This is a genomic window from Streptococcus sp. k-163 (assembly GCF_013277555.1).
In the GTDB taxonomy this organism is placed as follows: domain Bacteria; phylum Bacillota; class Bacilli; order Lactobacillales; family Streptococcaceae; genus Streptococcus.
In genome coordinates this window covers 15,461-31,577 of record NZ_VMND01000010.1, presented here as the reverse complement: position 1 = coordinate 31,577, position 16,117 = coordinate 15,461, and the positions used below count along the sequence as shown (strand labels likewise).

Here is a 16,117-nt window from a genome sequence, read left to right as displayed (position 1 = left end):
CTAATTTCATTCATGAAATATCTTCTTCAAGAATCGTAATGTAATTATCTTTTGTAACAAAAGATAGTGTGGCTAATCTTATTGCTTGGTTCATAATTATCCTGTCAAATACATTTCTTACAAATCTCCCATTTGCATTTTTATTTTCAGGATTGCTACTATGTAATTCTAAATATTTTTTTAATTTTTCTTTTGCAGAATCATGCAAAATGTACTCTTCATTTTTGCAATATGAAAGAAAAATATCAAACATTTGGTCCACAGTATAATCTTCAAACGTAATAAAATAATTAAATCTTGATTTTAACCCAGGATTAGATTCAAAAAATTTTTTCATCAATTCATCATATCCAGCAACAATAACAACCAAATCATCACGATAGTCTTCTAATGCTTTTGTTAACTCAGTTAAACACTCTCGACCATAACTATCACTTTTATCGTTTTCAGTAATACTATATGCTTCATCAATAAACAATACACCGCCTTTGGCTTTTTGTATCAATCTCTTCACTTTCGAAGCCGTCTGTCCTTGATATTCTGCTATTAAGTCTGTTCTAGTTGCTTCAATAAAATGACCTTTACTTAGTATTCCTAATGAACGATACATATTCCCAACGATTCTAGCCACAGTAGTTTTACCGGTACCTGGATTACCTAAAAACGCCATGTGCATAGTTCTATTTGTTTTTTTAAGACCGATTTTTTCTCTACTTTGTTGAACTTTATTAAACGCTACTAAATCTTTAATTTCTTTCTTAACATTTTCTAAACCTATTAGTGACTTTAAATCATTTGCTAGTTCTTCAAATGATTTATGATTTGTTTCTTTCAAAATCAAATAATTTGTATCAATAACTCTAGCGCCAAGATATTTATACAATAATTCCAATATGCTAGTTTGCTTGTCTTTGATTTTTGAGAGTGTCTCTTTACTTGTCAAGTTTCCTAATCGTTTTATAAATTCTAACTCAGCATTTTTAAGATTATCAACTATATCTTGAAGAATTATTTCTAATTCATAAGCATTATTTGTTAAATCATCCAGTTTTTTCACTTCCGATTTTAACAATTTTAAATAAGTTTCACTAATCATCTACATTCCTTTAAACAATAGAAATAATACTATTATAACAACAGCGACTCCAAGAGTATAGAATCCTTTTCTAAGAAAACTAATCTCTTGTTGTTTTTCCTCTAGTTCAGTTTGAAATTTCTCGACAATTAAAGTAAGATTTTTACCTTCCTCTATTAATCGAACATTCATCTTATCTACATCGTTTTTAAGATTATTTTGTGTTTCTTCAACTTGTAAATGCAAATCGTTAAAACTATTTTCTATTTTCACTAATGATTTTAGCTTCGCTTTTAAACTATCAATTTCAATTTGAACTTCACTTTGCTTCTCTTCAAGTTGTTCTAACTCTTCTAGCTTTTTATGATGTTTCTTCAATACATCAATTAAATCTTTATTCTGTTTAAAAACATCATCTAATAGTTTGTTATTACCTATTTGATATTCTTCTATTTCGTGCAATCCCTGTATAGCTTTATTATTGGCCTCTTTGGCTGCAATCAAAGATTTTGAAATACTTTGAATATACTCATCATCCAATATTTGGAAAGTTTCGTAAATAGTATTAAATTCTTGAATAATCTTTTTTATGTGAATATTTTGTTCAATCATTCTATTTTGAACAGCATCAGTAAGAGCGTTTAAATCTTTACCCTTAACATCATATTCCATTCCAATAAAGCCTAACATAGGATCATCTGTTGGAACTGTTGGTAAATCTGACTGTTCAGGGATTTCTTCACTAAAGGCTTTTAACTCTTGTTTTTTTTCATTAAATCTTTCAGAATTTGCTAAAACTTGAATCTCTAAATCTTCTGACATAACATTCTCCTATAATAAATCGTTTAATGCATTTTGCATTTCTTCAAGTTCACTTTGCTTTTCATCAAAGTAAATTTCATTAGCTAGTAATCGCTGTTTGAAATCAATCTTTGAATTAGAAAACTCTTGATCAACATTGCCAAGTAGTTCTCTTAGTTTTTGATGGTTCTTAGCCATCTTACTGAAGATATCATTTCGCTTAACAGCAACATTTTTCTCGGCAACAAAAATTTGAACATCCTGAATTCTTAGCAATTCGTTCTTCTTATCAGCTTGTTGTTTTTTGTTCTCATCTTGTAGTTTCCTTGATATAAAGCCATCAAGTCCGTTAATAATTATCGCTCCCAAGATTCCAGTTAGTAAACTTGCAAAGAACATCCCTAAAATATTAGCAATTGTTCCTAGAAGTTTTATTTCAAAAGTCATACCTGGTATCTTATTTAAGAACTGTTCAAAATATTCTCCTAAAAACATTGCGCCTACACCTACTAATGCGGATGTAATAATTTTTGAAACATGGGCAATTTTAATTGCAGTAGAATGAGATTGATTTTCAGGGTTTGATAGATAAGAGATACTTTCTCTAATTGAACCAAATAATTGTTTTACCAAATTTGGTAACTTTCTTAGTTTTTCAGCGAAAGCACCAATAATTTCTCCTACGATGCTTCCAACAAAACTATCTACACCAACTTTAATAAAATCTTTGATTTTACCAAAAAATGAATGAAGAGATTTTTTCATTTCCTTAAGAAATGTATCAAAAGATTGTTTTTTTGATTTAAAATATCTCACTAAAGCATTCATAATTTCTTTCAACATTCCAAATAAAGCAGCAACCAACATAGCTTTTATAGCATCTTTACCAGCTTTATTAACCATTTTTACAGGTGCTTTTTTTGCAATATGTTTATTAATAGAGTTATTTGCTCTTTCCTCAGTTTTTAGCATTTTCTCTGAATCAGCCGCTAATTTATCATTTAACCTTTTTTCATTTTCCGCTTTTAAATTTTTCTTTTCTGAATCTGAAATATTTTTCTTATCAATTTTCTCATTGGCTCTTTGAACTTGATCCCTAAGTTTTTTTTCTCTCGCTTCTCTATTCTTTATATAGTCACTATTGGATGTTGCTCCTTTACTTTTATTCAGCGATTCATTAGTTGCTGCAAAATTTTCCTTTTTATTTGCTAAATCAGCAGTTTCAATATCAGCGATTTTTCTCCAATTATTATCAAATATTTTTTTACGAGGAACAACATGATCCAAATTAGCCTTCTCATTTATTTTTAAAGTTTTACCAGTATATTCATCCTTTAAATTATTGGATTTTTGCTTTTCTTTCATAGCTTTATTTGCATCAGTATATCTTTTATCATTCAGTATCTTAGTTCCCTCTTCTTTTGTATAACCATTAGGATGCTTATCATTATACTGCTTAAGAAGAGTATCACTTGTCATATCTAAACCAATTTGATTCGCAAATTGATTCCATATTTCATCTAAAATAGCATCCCCTAATTTATCTGGGGAATTAATTTCTTTACATTCCAATTCCAATTTTTCAAGATTAGAAAACTCAGTTGTAAATTGTTGTTCCAGTAGTTCTTCTAACTCATCGTAGTTTAAATTTTCAGACTCATATACTTCTTCTGCATTCAATACTAATAATTCATTTTCCACTGTTTTCTACTCCCCCTTCAGCGCTTCAAACTTTGCTTTCATGGTTGGATTTTTTCGAGTTAGTTTTTTTACTGAAACGTCTTCCAATTTATTGTTTGCGAGGCGGAGTTGGTTTTCGGATGTGGTTAGGAACTTCTTAACCTCTTCCATGCGTTTGATAGCCTTGTCGATTTCATCGATTGCCTTACCAAAGTTAGTAGAAGCTGAATTATAGTTCTTAGCAAAGGCCTGTTTAAAGGCATCCAAGTCTTCCTCAAAATGTGTAATATCTATATTTTGTTCACGGACAAGTGCCAACTCTTGCTTGTATTTTAGGGAATTAAGCGCCGCATTGCGTAATAAACCAATCAATTGAATAAAGAACTGAGGACGAACCACATACATCTTTTCATACTCGTGGCTGACGTCAACAATCCCTGTGTTAAAATAGTCATTATCAGCCTCAAGCATAGACACCAAAACCGCATATTCACAGTTCTTCTCCCGACGGTCCTTGTCTAATTCCTTATAAAAATCTGCATTCTTGTGCTTCTTCTCTGTTCCATCTGCTTCATTTTTCATCTCAAACATGATGGAAATAATTTCGACCCCATTTTCATCGCATTCACGGAAGATAAAGTCTCCTTTAGAACCACGCGCAGAGACCTTGTTATCCTTCTCAAAGTAGGCATTTGGAAAGGCAAAACTGCGTACCTTGTTAAACTCACTCTCTGCATAGTGTTCCAGACTTTCCCCTATAGCTTTTGTAGATTGTTGGGCTTTGAAATTCTTATAGAACTCGACCTGTTCACTAGCTGCTTTGAGCTGTGCTTCATAGTTGTGTTTAACAGAAGCCAAAGACAACTCGTTTTCCTTTTCTTGCAAGAGGAGCTGATTTTTGACCTGGTCTCGTTCTTTTTCTAAGTCAGAAAGGGTCTTTTGTAATTGATTTTCATGCTCTAAACGCAAGGTAGCCAGTTGGTTTTCCAAGGCCTGCACTTCCTTGTCCTTTGCTAATAAAGCCTCAAGGCTTGTCTGTTCAACCTCTTTCTTGGCCAATTCTTTTTCTGTATCAAAGTTTTGGATTTGACTCTGCAGTTGCGCAATTTCTTGGTCTTTTTGAGCCAGTTTAGACTGTTGTTCATTCATGGCCTTTTGCTCAGTCAAGGCCAGTTCCTGCTTCATCCGATCATGCAGTTCCTTATCAAACTCTGCTGTTCTTACTTGAGACAGAAGTTCGGCATACTGACTTTCATTTACTGTAAAGACTTCCCCACAGTTGGGACATTTGATTTCGTTCATATCGTTCCTCTTTCTAGACTTCTTTAACCATTATATCATGCCTGAAGGAAAATCAAAAACAGTGAGTCGAAACCCACTGTTTATCTACTTTTACTTTAAATTTTTTCCAAGGCCAAGCGCAAATCTTCGATCAAATCCTCTACATTTTCAAGTCCGATAGACAAGCGGATTTGGTTTGGTGTGACACCTGCTGCTTCTAGGTCTTTGTCTGACAACTGACCGTGAGTGGTTGTGGCTGGATGAACAACAAGCGATTTAGCATCTGCCACATTTGCAAGATCAGAGAAGATTTCTAAATGATCAATTACCTTGCGTGCTTCTGCCTCCCCACCTTTGACATGGAAGGTAAAGATTGAGCCTACACCTTTAGGCAAGTATTTCTCAGCCAAGGCATGGTAAGGACTATCAGCAAGTTTTGGATAGTTGACTTTTTCTACCTTAGGATGGTTGACAAGGAAATCAACAATTTTCTCTGCATTTTGCACATGACGTTCGACACGGAGAGAAAGGGTTTCCAGTCCTTGAAGCAAGAGGAAGGCATTGAATGGTGACAAGGCTGCACCTGTATCACGGAGCAATTGAACACGAACAGCGATAATAAAGGCAGCCGCACCTACATCACGAGTATAGCTCAAGTTATGGTAGCTTGGGTCTTCCTCAACAAATTGAGAGAATTTCCCTGAAGCTGCCCAGTCAAAACGACCGCTATCGACAATTACTCCTCCAATAGTCGTACCATGCCCACCGATAAACTTAGTCGCAGAATGAATAGCAATATCTACACCGTAAGAAAAAACGTTAATCAAATAAGGTGTAGCAAATGTATTGTCAGAAACAAGTGGAATCTGATGCTTATGCGCAATCTCAGCCAATTTTTCCAAGTCAGGAATGTTAATCAAGGGATTGCCCAAGGTTTCAATCAAGACAAGCTTGGTATTGTCATTGATAGCTGCTTCCACTTCCTCCAAATCATCAACATCGACGAAGGTTGTTGTGATCCCATAACGAGGAAGGGTTTCTTTCAAGAGATTGAAGGTTCCACCGTAAATAGTTGATGCTGCTACTACATGATCACCAGCATGTGCAAGAGCCAAAATCGTATAAGTAACCGCGGCCATACCTGATGCTGTTGCAAGAGCTCCAACACCACCTTCAAGGGCAGCAATTCTTTCTTCAAAGGCAGCTGTTGTAGGGTTGGTGATACGAGTATAGATATTACCTGGTTTTCTCAAGGCAAACAAATCGGCACCCTCCTGCGTGTCTTCAAAAACGAAGGATGTTGTTTGATAAATCGGCACTGCACGAGACTTAGTTGCTGGATCCACAACTTGACCAGCATGTAGTTGTAGAGTTTCAAATTTAAAATCACGAGTCATAAGGCGACCTCCATATAGTTTCATTAAGGATATTGTAGCACTATCGACCTATCTTGACTAATACCTCTTTTCTATATTTTGATATAAGGAGTAGCTATTGCTTCTTACAAAACGAAAAAGCACGATTCAATCGTGCTCATTTCCTTAATCTACATAAGTATCTTCGTTTTTATTGAGGAAGGCATATGGAAGACCCATCAAGAAACCACCACCAATCAAGTTTCCAACAAAGGTTACACCCCAGTGACGAAGCATATTTCCAACACCGAAATTAGCAATTGAATCAGCAGCAACACTGAATTTTACAATCGCAAAAGAAGCAAAGTTCGCAGCAATGTGCTCATTTGTTAAGAATACAAACATGTAAATTGCTGATAAAACTAGCCAAAGTTTGGCACCACCATCTTTGACCAAAACAAATGAAAGAATCGCAATATTTACGAAAATATTGGCCAAAATCGCCTCAAGTAAGACTAATTCATTTGAGCGACCTAACTTCATCTCAACAACCCCTGAAATGAAACTATCGTGAGTCAGATGTGCATAGGCTGCCGAATGAGCAAAGCCCCAACCTGCTATCAAAGCCCCGATAAGGTTAAACAAGGTACAGTAAAGTAAAATCTCAGCTGTTTTTCTCCAAGAGATTTTTTTCAAGAAACTACCAGCAGTCAAGAACATCATATTTGATGTTACCAACTCGGCATTCAAGAAAACAATGTAGGCCAATCCCCAAGCAAAGACAAATGGGAAGAGGAAGCGTCCACTACCTGGTGCAATTTTATTAATCAAATCAGCCCCAACTGCACCAGCAGCTGTACTGAAGGTTAAAAATGCACCTGCGAACATCGAACGAATCGCATACTTAAATTTGCTCTGACTATAAAGACTTTCTTTCTTCTTGCAAGCAAATTCAATCTTTGAGATAAATTCTGAAGAAACCATAATAAACTCCTGAAACTTTTATTTGTGATAATTATAACATAAAATAGATATAATGAAAAGCCTTTCCTAATTGTATTTTTTCTAAATCTTAAAATTTTAGAAATCGTTTACATTGTTTTAATAACAAACTTTTAGAATTTTTAATTATCAGAATCTAGAGATTGAGTGGAATAACTTTTATCCTATTTAATATATTTTATTGTTACAATTTAAAAACGATTTTCTCTGCAAGCCTATTTTGTAAAAGAAAAAGAGAGAATCGTTCTGATTCTCCCTGATACACTAACTCTTCTTAATCAACATATGTATCTTCATTCTTATTTAGAAAGGCATATGGTAAACCAATCATAAGTCCTCCACCTATAAAGTTAGCAATGAAGGTTACTCCCCAATGTCGAAGGATATTTACCAAATCAAAATGAGGTACTTGATCAGCAATCATGCTGAATTTCATAATACTGAAAGAAGCAAAATTGGCAGCAATGTGCTCATTGGACAAAAAGACAAACATGGAAATAGCTGATAAAATGATCCATAGTTTGGCGGCACCATCTTTGACTAGTATAGATGAAAGAATAGCAATATTTACAAATACATTGGCAAGAATTCCCTCAAGCAAGACCAAATCACTTGGACGCGCCAATTTCTTGGCTACAAGCTTAGGAAGGAAACTATCATGGGTCAAATGGGAAAAGGCTGACGAGTTGGCAAAGGCCCATCCAGCTACCAAGGCACCAATTAGATTAAAATAGAGTACAGTATAGTAAAATGATTACTGCCTTTTTCCAATCCATCTTTTTTAAAAATGCGCCTGCTGTTAGGTACATCATGTTGGATGTAACTAACTCAGCATTTAGAAAAACGATATAAACAAGTCCCCAAGCAAAAACAAATGGGAAAAGAAAATACCCACTACTTGGAATAATACTGTTTAATAAATCCGCACCAATAGCTCCAGCTGCTGTACTAAAGGTTAAAAAAGCACCTGCAAACATGGAACGAATCGCATACTTGAACTTACTTTGATTGAAAAGACTTTCTTTCTTATGACAATAATAATCTATCTTCGAAATAAACTCTGAAGAACTCATAAACATCCCCTAACTCTTTATATTTGTTATTATAACATAAAAAGCAAAGAAATAATAATTTTTTAAAATTTAACTATTTATATCTACTTTAAGATTACACACTTTGTATTATTAGTTATGGTATAAAAAGAGTCAACAACCTCCACCTTTGTTTCAATCTGTCTTTAAAACATTTCTTAAGGATAAAGCTAAAATCATCACCATCCCTCAATGAGAGTATTCCAAAACCCAAGTAAGATTACTAGTAACATCATTAAACTTAATATTTTTGATTTTCAGAATATTATATTAGATTGAATCTAGAATCGCACAATATCTCTTCCAAAATATTTATAGAAATTGCTTTAAATTCCTTAATCAATTTGTTCAGATTCTATTTCAATATACTATAACAACTGCAATAAACAAATTTTCATAGCTCTAAATATAAAATGGAGAAGACATGGATTGTCCTCTCCAGATATTATCTTTTCACTGACTTATCTTAACTAAATTGTTTATATGGTTGATTGAAAGCTGTTAGAATTTCATCAGATGTCTGTGAATAATCTTTTGTTTCTTTCAAATCACCTTTTACAATAATACGTTCTGTAGCGGCAAGGTCTTCACAGGTTACTAATGTGATCTCATTGACCCCTTCTCTATCATCAACCTCATCAACACGATCTGGTGTAACACGTTTGACTTCACGTATTTCATAAGTATAAACTTTATTTTTATCAGTTAGATAAATTTTCATACCATTTTTAGCGTTATCCAAAGGAGAGAATAACATTTTATTAGCATTATCAACACCAAAAATATGATGACTAGCTAGACTATAATTTCCTTCCCCCATAACTTGATCTCGCTTCATAGTACCTGCACCATAATATAGATTTACGTTATTCAATCCTTTAAAAATTGGCAGATTCATTTCTAATTCAGGAATAGCAATTCCACCAATAACTGGTAATTTTTGAGTATCCCATTGAGAAGCTAAAACAGCTTCAGAAGAAATTGCTTTGACCGAATCAAAATCAAAATTTCCTTCGGTTTCTTGATTTTCTTCTAATTTCTCTTTTGAGACCTGACTAACTTGATACTTATTAGTATTCCAAACCATAACCATATCACGCAGTTTAGCATTAAAAATCAAAGCAATTGATAATAGAATCAAAAATCCTGCTAAAATATTGATTAGTAAATTTTTACGATTTGTTTTCTTTTTATTCTTTTTATGAGACATTATGCTTCACCTTCTGTTTCGTTTTCTGTCCCAACTTCTTCTTTTTCTGCTGCTGCAACCGTAGTAAAGGTTACAATTTTAGCATCTTGATCCAGGCGCATCACTTTAACTCCCATAGTTGAGCGACCTGTTTGTGAAATATTGGCAACATTGGTTCGAATCATGACACCCGTATCAGTGATAATCATCAAGTCTTCATCGCCTTTAACTGTTAAAAGACCTGATAGAGGACCATTTTTTTCAGCTACATTAGCCGTCTTCATCCCTTTACCACCACGACCTTTTGTTGGATATTCAGTCGCAACTGTACGCTTCCCATATCCTTTTTCAGTAATAATAAGAACTTCATCTTGATCAGTAATTACGCTCGCTCCGACTACTGTATCTCCATCACGGAGGTTAACACCTTTCACACCAGTGGCGATACGACTCATGCCACGAACAGCTGATTGATTAAAGCGAACTGCATAACCAAACTTGGTCCCAATGATAATATCCGTATCTTCTTCTGTCAACAAGACATTAATCAACTCATCTTCGTCCTTGAGATTCAAAGCCTTGAGACCATTCTGACGAATGTTAGCAAATTCCTTGACGCTGGTTCTCTTCACGATACCATGACGGGTTGTGAAGAAGAGATAGGCTTCATCACTGCGTTCAGATTCAACATTGATGATAGTCTGGATACTTTCGCCTTCATCCAATTTCAAAAGATTGACAATCGGCAATCCCTTGGCAGTACGGCCATATTCAGGAATTTCATATCCTTTAAGGCGATAGACTCGACCTTTATTTGTGAAGAAGAGTAGATGATCATGAGTGCTAGTTGACACTAACTCTCGGACAAAATCATCATCCTTAACCCCGGTTCCTTGAACACCACGACCCCCACGTTTTTGAGCAGTAAACTCGGCTTGATCCAGACGTTTGATGTAGCCCTTATTAGAAAGCGTAATCAAGACATCCGATTCTTCAATCAGATCCTCATCTTCGAGGCTTAAGACTTCACCGACCATCAACTCTGTACGACGTTGGTCGCCAAACTTACGCTTAACTTCGTCCAATTCATCTTTGATGATTTGAGAAACACGCTCTGGCTTAGCAAGAATATCGGCTAAATCCGCAATCAGAGCTAAGAGGTCATCATACTCAGACTGAATCTTGTCACGTTCCAAACCTGTCAAACGACGAAGACGCATATCAAGGATGGCCTGACTTTGACGTTCAGAAAGCTTAAACTTGCTCATCAACTCAGCTTGTGCTTCCGCATCTGTTTCACTAGCACGGATGATACGAATCACTTCGTCGATGTGGTCTAGTGCGATTAAGAGACCTTCTAAAATATGAGCACGCGCTTCTGCTTTTTCCTTATCAAAACGTGTACGACGAACAACCACTTCTTTTTGGTGCTCAATATATGCATCCAAAATCTGACGAAGAGATAAAATCTTCGGTACCCCATTTTGGATTGCAAGCATATTAAAACCAAAGTTGGTTTGCATCTGGGTCATCTTGAAGAGGTTGTTGAGGATAACATTGGCTGAGGCATCACGCTTGACTTCAATAACAAATCGAACCCCTTCACGGTTTGACTCATCACGTACTGCTGTAATCCCCTCAATACGTTTTTCCTGAACCAAGCGAACAATATGCTCATGCACCTTGGTTTTATTAACCATGTAAGGAAATTCTGTTACAACGATGCGCTCACGGCCAGTCTTAGTTTCTTCGATTTCAGTACGAGAACGAAGAACAATCGAACCTTTACCTGTTTCGTAAGCTTTATGGATACCTGATTTCCCCATAACAAGGGCACCAGTTGGAAAATCTGGCCCAGGCAAGACTTCCATCAAATCCTTAGTGGTCACTTCAGGATTATCCATGACCAACTTCACTGCATCAATGGTTTCACCCAAATTGTGAGGTGGAATATTGGTAGCCATCCCAACAGCAATACCAGTTGCTCCATTAACCAAAAGGTTTGGAAAACGAGCTGGCAAGACCAAGGGTTCACGTTCATTGGCATCATAGTTATCAACGAAATCAACCGTATTCTTATTGATATCACGAAGCATCTCTAGAGCAATCTTGCTCATACGTGCCTCTGTATAACGTTGGGCGGCAGCACCATCCCCATCCATGGAACCAAAGTTTCCATGCCCATCTACAAGCATATAACGGTAGCTCCACCATTGAGCCATACGAACCATAGCTTCATAGATAGAGGAGTCCCCGTGTGGGTGATATTTACCCATGACATCCCCTGTAATACGAGCAGATTTTTTATGAGGTTTGTCTGGGGTAACACCTAATTCATTCATTCCATAGAGAATCCGACGGTGAACAGGTTTCAAGCCATCTCGAACATCAGGAAGAGCCCGCGCTACGATAACACTCATGGCGTAATCGATAAAGCTTGTTTTCATCTCCTTTGTCAGATTGACATTCACTAAATTTTTATCCTGCATTAATAAATGCCTCATTTCACAATTAGTAATCAGTTATATTATACCATATTGTATCCTATATTTCAGCCATCTACCCTGCTAAAACGTTTACATCAAGAACTGCAAGGCATATTCGTGACAAAGTTTTTTAAAAGTGATAGAATGAATCTATCTGGGAAAATCCCTAAATAAAATTAAGGAGATGTTTAGACAAATGACACTAACTAAACAACACAAAAAAGTTATCCTTGTTGGTGATGGTGCCGTAGGTTCATCTTACGCTTTCGCTCTTGTTACTCAAGGAATCGCACAAGAACTTGGTATTATTGAAATTCCTCAATTGTTTGAAAAAGCTGTTGGTGATGCTGAAGACCTTAGCCATGCGCTTGCATTTACTTCACCAAAGAAAATCTACGCTGCTAAGTACGAAGACTGTGCGGACGCTGATCTTGTTGTTATCACAGCCGGTGCTCCTCAAAAACCAGGTGAAACTCGTCTTGACCTTGTAGGTAAAAACCTTGCAATTAACAAATCTATCGTTGAGCAAGTTGTTGCTTCAGGTTTTGATGGTATCTTCCTTGTTGCAGCTAACCCAGTAGATGTCTTGACTTATTCAACTTGGAAATTCTCTGGATTCCCTAAAGAACGCGTTATCGGTTCAGGTACTTCACTTGACTCAGCACGTTTCCGTCAAGCACTTGCTGAAAAAATTGGTGTAGATGCACGTTCAGTTCACGCCTACATCATGGGTGAGCACGGTGACTCTGAGTTTGCCGTTTGGTCACACGCTAACGTTGCCGGTGTAAAATTGGAACAATGGTTGCAAGCTAACCGTGACTTGGATGAAGCTGACCTAGTAGAACTTTTCATCTCAGTTCGCGACGCTGCTTACTCAATCATCAACAAGAAAGGTGCTACATACTACGGTATCGCAGTAGCTCTTGCTCGTATAACAAAAGCTATCCTTGATGATGAAAATGCAGTTCTTCCACTTTCTGTATTCCAAGAAGGTCAATATGGTGTTGAGAACGTCTTTATCGGTCAACCAGCTATCGTTGGAGCACACGGTATCGTTCGTCCAGTAAACATTCCATTGAACGACGCAGAAACTCAAAAAATGCAAGCATCTGCAAAAGAATTGCAAGCTATCATTGATGAAGCATGGAAAAATCCTGAATTCCAAGCTGCTTCAAAAAACTAATCTAGCTATAGACAACTCCTTGAATTATCAGGGGGTTGTTTTTTTGTATTTAGAAATAGAATCTGAACAAATTGCTTAAGGGATTTAAAGAAATTTCTATAAATATTTTAGAAGCGATATTGTGCGATTCTAGATTCAATCTACTATAATATCTGTTTTACGTTCGTTTCTACAAGGCAGCAGCACTTGTGTAAGCCATAGAAACGTTAAAACAACAACTGTAATCTACACTCATATTACAAATATCAGTGATTGATTCACTTGATACTGTCTCATTAAATAGCAAGTAAAAAGTTTTGCCCATAGACAAAAAAATAGCCCATCATACAGGCTAGAAGCTTGATATGATAGACTATTTATCTTTTAATTAACGGACTGTACGGATACGCATTGTGTTTGTACGAACAGCTTCTCCAACTGGTACACCAGCAACGATAACGATATCATCACCAGATTCTACAAGACCTGCTTCAACTGCTTTACGTTCAGCAATTTCGAACATATCATCAGTTGATGATGGAGCATCTGTCAACATTGGGATAACACCCCAGTTCAACATCAAGCCACGTTCTGTCAATTCGTCAAATGTCAATGCCAAGATATCAGCATTTGGACGGTATTTAGAGATCAAACGTGCAGTGTGTCCAGTTTTAGTAAGTGTTACAACCAATTTAATGTCCATTGAGTTAGTAGCATCTTTAACAGCTGAAGCCATTACTTCTGTCTTAGAGTTACGTTCAAATGAATCTGAGTTCAGACGTCCGTATTCGTTAAGAAGAGTTTGAGCATTCTTGTCGATTGTAGCCATTGTAGCTACTGACTCAAGAGGGTATTTACCATTTGCAGACTCACCTGAAAGCATTGTAGCGTCAGTACCGTCGATAACAGCGTTAAATACGTCTGATACTTCTGAACGAGTTGCACGTGGTTTTTCAGTCATTGTTTCAAGCATGTTTGTTGCAGTGATAACAACCTTACCTGCAGCATTAACTTTCTTGATAATCATTTTTTGGTAAACTGGAACCATTTCGAACGGTACTTCGATACCCATGTCACCACGAGCAATCATGATACCATCAGCAGCTTCGATGATTTCATCCAAGTTGTCGATACCTTGTTGGTTTTCGATTTTAGCGAACAATTGAACGTGTCCGTTTCCAGTTTCTTTACAGATTGCACGAACTTCGTTGACGTCTTTTGCAGTACGTACGAATGAAATCGCGATGAAGTTAATTCCTTGTTCAAGACCAAAACGGATATCATCGTTATCACGTTCAGCAAGTGCTGGGAATGGAATTTTAGTGTTAGGGATGTTCACACCTTTTTGTTTAGCGATGACACCATCGTTTTCAACTTCTACGATAAATTCGCGAGCCGCATCGTCTTTTTCGATAACACGAAGACCAAGTTTACCATCGTCAACCAATACTTGGCGTCCAACTTCAACATCATCGTAAATATCAAGGGCACCAGCAACGTTCAAAGCAATCACTTCACGAGTTGATTGGATACCTTGTTTAGTAGCAACACGGATTTTTTCACCAGTTACGTAAGAGTATTCTTTAGCATCGCCTTCGAATAATTCTGTACGGATTTCTGGTCCTTTAGTATCAAGAAGGAAACCAACTTTTTTACCTGCAAGTTTTTCAGCAAGTTTAACAGTTGCCATACGGTCACCTTGTTCTTGGTGGTCACCGTGTGAGAAGTTGAAACGGAATGTATTAGCACCAGCTTCAATCAATTTAGCAATGTTTTTAGCAGAAGCTTCAACATCAAGTTTTCCACTCCAGTATCCGTCATCACCGAATTTTTTACCACCACGGATTTCTACCGCAGGTCCTAAAGTTGCAACGATTTTTACACGTTTGTTCATGATTTTTGTGACTCCTTTATATATATGACCTCTTTGGCCTTATTGACTAATTTTTTAATTATGACAAGCTCTTATTCAAGCTAGATAGCTCAATATCTGCTTTGTGTGGATTGTTAACCACAATCTTACCATCTTCAGTAAGACTAAACAATGCACCTTCTTCTGCAGTTCCAAGAATTGGGTTTTCAACCATTTTTTCGTTACGAATACCAACCGCAACACCACCGATACCTTTTTTAAGAAGTTTAACGGCATGAGCACCCATACGTGATGCTAAAACACGGTCACGCGCAGTTGGAGAACCACCACGTTGAATATGTCCAAGTTCTGTCACACGAAGGTCGCTTGTATCTCCAGCTTCTTTCAGTTTTTGACCAAATTCAGCCGCTGACATCACACCTTCAGCCAAGACGATGATATTGTGTTTTTTACCACACTCATAACCAGCTTTGATACTTGCTACGATATCTTCCATCTTGAAGCCTTCTTCAGGGATGATAATTTCGTCAGCACCAGTTGCGATACCTGCCCAAAGAGCGATATCACCTGCGTTACGTCCCATAACTTCGATAACAAAAGTACGACGGTGACTTGATGATGTATCACGAATCTTATCGATAGCGTCCATAGCAGTAGTAACCGCAGTATCAAAACCGATTGTGAAGTCAGTACCAACGATATCGTTATCGATTGTACCTGGAAGACCGATAGCTGGGAAGCCATGTTCAGTCAAACGCATAGCACCGTGGTAAGATCCGTCACCACCGATAACCACTACGCCTTCAATCCCGTGTTTTTTCAATTGCTCAATCCCTTTAAGTTGCCCTTCAAGTTGAGCAAACTCTGGGTAACGAGCTGAGTGAAGGAAAGTACCACCACGAGAAATGATGTCTCCTACTGAAGCAGCATCTAGGGGATGAATTTCACCAGCAACCATTCCAGCATATCCATCATAGATACCAAAAACTTCCATTCCTTCTGAAATTGCTTGACGAACAACTGCGCGGATGGCAGCGTTCATACCAGGGGCGTCTCCACCACTAGTCAAAACAGCAATACGTTTCATTTAGTTTATGCTCCTTTTTCTTTTAACATTCCTAC

General features: G+C 36.8%; 11 protein-coding genes and 1 pseudogene. 1 reads left to right on the top strand and 11 read right to left on the bottom strand.

Translation table 11 applies throughout. The annotated features are described in order from the left end of the window. Nucleotides 1–10: 10 nt before the first annotated feature. From HT731_RS03955 to gyrA, 9 genes and pseudogenes are all read right to left on the bottom strand, one after another. Complete coding sequence (locus HT731_RS03955; RefSeq protein ID WP_125450993.1) at nt 11–1,096, bottom strand: AAA family ATPase; 1,086 nt, start codon at nt 1,094–1,096, stop codon at nt 11–13. Beyond that, nucleotides 1,097–1,897: a hypothetical protein gene (locus tag HT731_RS03950; protein ID WP_125450994.1), complete on the bottom strand. Its 801-nt coding sequence runs from the start codon at nt 1,895–1,897 to the stop codon at nt 1,097–1,099. 9 nt (nt 1,898–1,906) lie between these two features. After that, entirely contained in the window at nt 1,907–3,577 is a 1,671-nt protein-coding gene (locus HT731_RS03945) for a hypothetical protein (protein ID WP_125450995.1), read from the bottom strand. Nucleotides 3,578–3,583: 6 nt separating this feature from the next. Next, the gene (locus HT731_RS03940; RefSeq protein WP_173277727.1) at nt 3,584–4,858 is read right to left on the bottom strand and encodes a DUF2130 domain-containing protein; all 1,275 of its coding nucleotides are present in this window, start codon (nt 4,856–4,858) and stop codon (nt 3,584–3,586) included. Nucleotides 4,859–4,953: 95 nt separating this feature from the next. Beyond that, nucleotides 4,954–6,234: an O-acetylhomoserine aminocarboxypropyltransferase/cysteine synthase family protein gene (locus HT731_RS03935; protein ID WP_173277785.1), complete on the bottom strand. Its 1,281-nt coding sequence runs from the start codon at nt 6,232–6,234 to the stop codon at nt 4,954–4,956. A gap of 144 nt (nt 6,235–6,378) precedes the next feature. Next, nucleotides 6,379–7,176 carry a formate/nitrite transporter family protein gene (locus tag HT731_RS03930; RefSeq protein ID WP_125450998.1) on the bottom strand — a complete coding sequence of 266 codons (798 nt, stop codon included), beginning with the start codon at nt 7,174–7,176 and terminating at the stop codon, nt 6,379–6,381. Between the two features lie 292 nt (nt 7,177–7,468). After that, nucleotides 7,469–8,267, bottom strand: a pseudogene (locus tag HT731_RS03925) (formate/nitrite transporter family protein). Between the two features lie 484 nt (nt 8,268–8,751). Beyond that, nucleotides 8,752–9,495 (bottom strand): class A sortase, encoded by a 744-nt coding sequence (locus tag HT731_RS03920; RefSeq protein WP_020900678.1) that lies wholly within the window; start codon nt 9,493–9,495, stop codon nt 8,752–8,754. Then, nucleotides 9,495–11,963 carry a DNA gyrase subunit A gene (gyrA, locus tag HT731_RS03915; RefSeq protein ID WP_173277725.1) on the bottom strand — a complete coding sequence of 823 codons (2,469 nt, stop codon included), beginning with the start codon at nt 11,961–11,963 and terminating at the stop codon, nt 9,495–9,497. The genes HT731_RS03920 and gyrA overlap by 1 nt, the downstream gene beginning before the upstream one ends. Nucleotides 11,964–12,156: 193 nt before the next feature. Between gyrA and HT731_RS03910 the strand changes: the two genes are divergently transcribed. Continuing rightward, a complete protein-coding gene (locus HT731_RS03910; protein ID WP_000176426.1) occupies nt 12,157–13,143 on the top strand; it encodes an L-lactate dehydrogenase in 987 nt (328 codons plus the stop codon). A gap of 367 nt (nt 13,144–13,510) precedes the next feature. Here HT731_RS03910 and pyk read toward each other — a convergent pair whose 3' ends face one another. Then, complete coding sequence (gene pyk, locus HT731_RS03905; protein ID WP_033680160.1) at nt 13,511–15,016, bottom strand: pyruvate kinase; 1,506 nt, start codon at nt 15,014–15,016, stop codon at nt 13,511–13,513. Nucleotides 15,017–15,074: 58 nt separating this feature from the next. Beyond that, a complete protein-coding gene (gene pfkA, locus HT731_RS03900; protein WP_173277724.1) occupies nt 15,075–16,082 on the bottom strand; it encodes a 6-phosphofructokinase in 1,008 nt (335 codons plus the stop codon). Nucleotides 16,083–16,117: the final 35 nt, after the last annotated feature.

Excerpts from the sequence above, each read along its gene's own strand:
- HT731_RS03920 (WP_020900678.1), bottom strand. The coding sequence starts at position 9,495 with ATGTCTCATAAAAAGAATAAAAAGAAAACAAATCGTAAAAATTTACTA.
- HT731_RS03930 (WP_125450998.1), bottom strand. The coding sequence starts at position 7,176 with ATGGTTTCTTCAGAATTTATCTCAAAGATTGAATTTGCTTGCAAGAAG.
- gyrA (WP_173277725.1), bottom strand. The coding sequence starts at position 11,963 with ATGCAGGATAAAAATTTAGTGAATGTCAATCTGACAAAGGAGATGAAA.
- HT731_RS03955 (WP_125450993.1), bottom strand. The coding sequence starts at position 1,096 with ATGATTAGTGAAACTTATTTAAAATTGTTAAAATCGGAAGTGAAAAAA.
- pyk (WP_033680160.1), bottom strand. The coding sequence starts at position 15,016 with ATGAACAAACGTGTAAAAATCGTTGCAACTTTAGGACCTGCGGTAGAA.
- HT731_RS03950 (WP_125450994.1), bottom strand. The coding sequence starts at position 1,897 with ATGTCAGAAGATTTAGAGATTCAAGTTTTAGCAAATTCTGAAAGATTT.
- HT731_RS03910 (WP_000176426.1), top strand. The coding sequence starts at position 12,157 with ATGACACTAACTAAACAACACAAAAAAGTTATCCTTGTTGGTGATGGT.
- pfkA (WP_173277724.1), bottom strand. The coding sequence starts at position 16,082 with ATGAAACGTATTGCTGTTTTGACTAGTGGTGGAGACGCCCCTGGTATG.
- HT731_RS03940 (WP_173277727.1), bottom strand. The coding sequence starts at position 4,858 with ATGAACGAAATCAAATGTCCCAACTGTGGGGAAGTCTTTACAGTAAAT.
- HT731_RS03935 (WP_173277785.1), bottom strand. The coding sequence starts at position 6,234 with ATGACTCGTGATTTTAAATTTGAAACTCTACAACTACATGCTGGTCAA.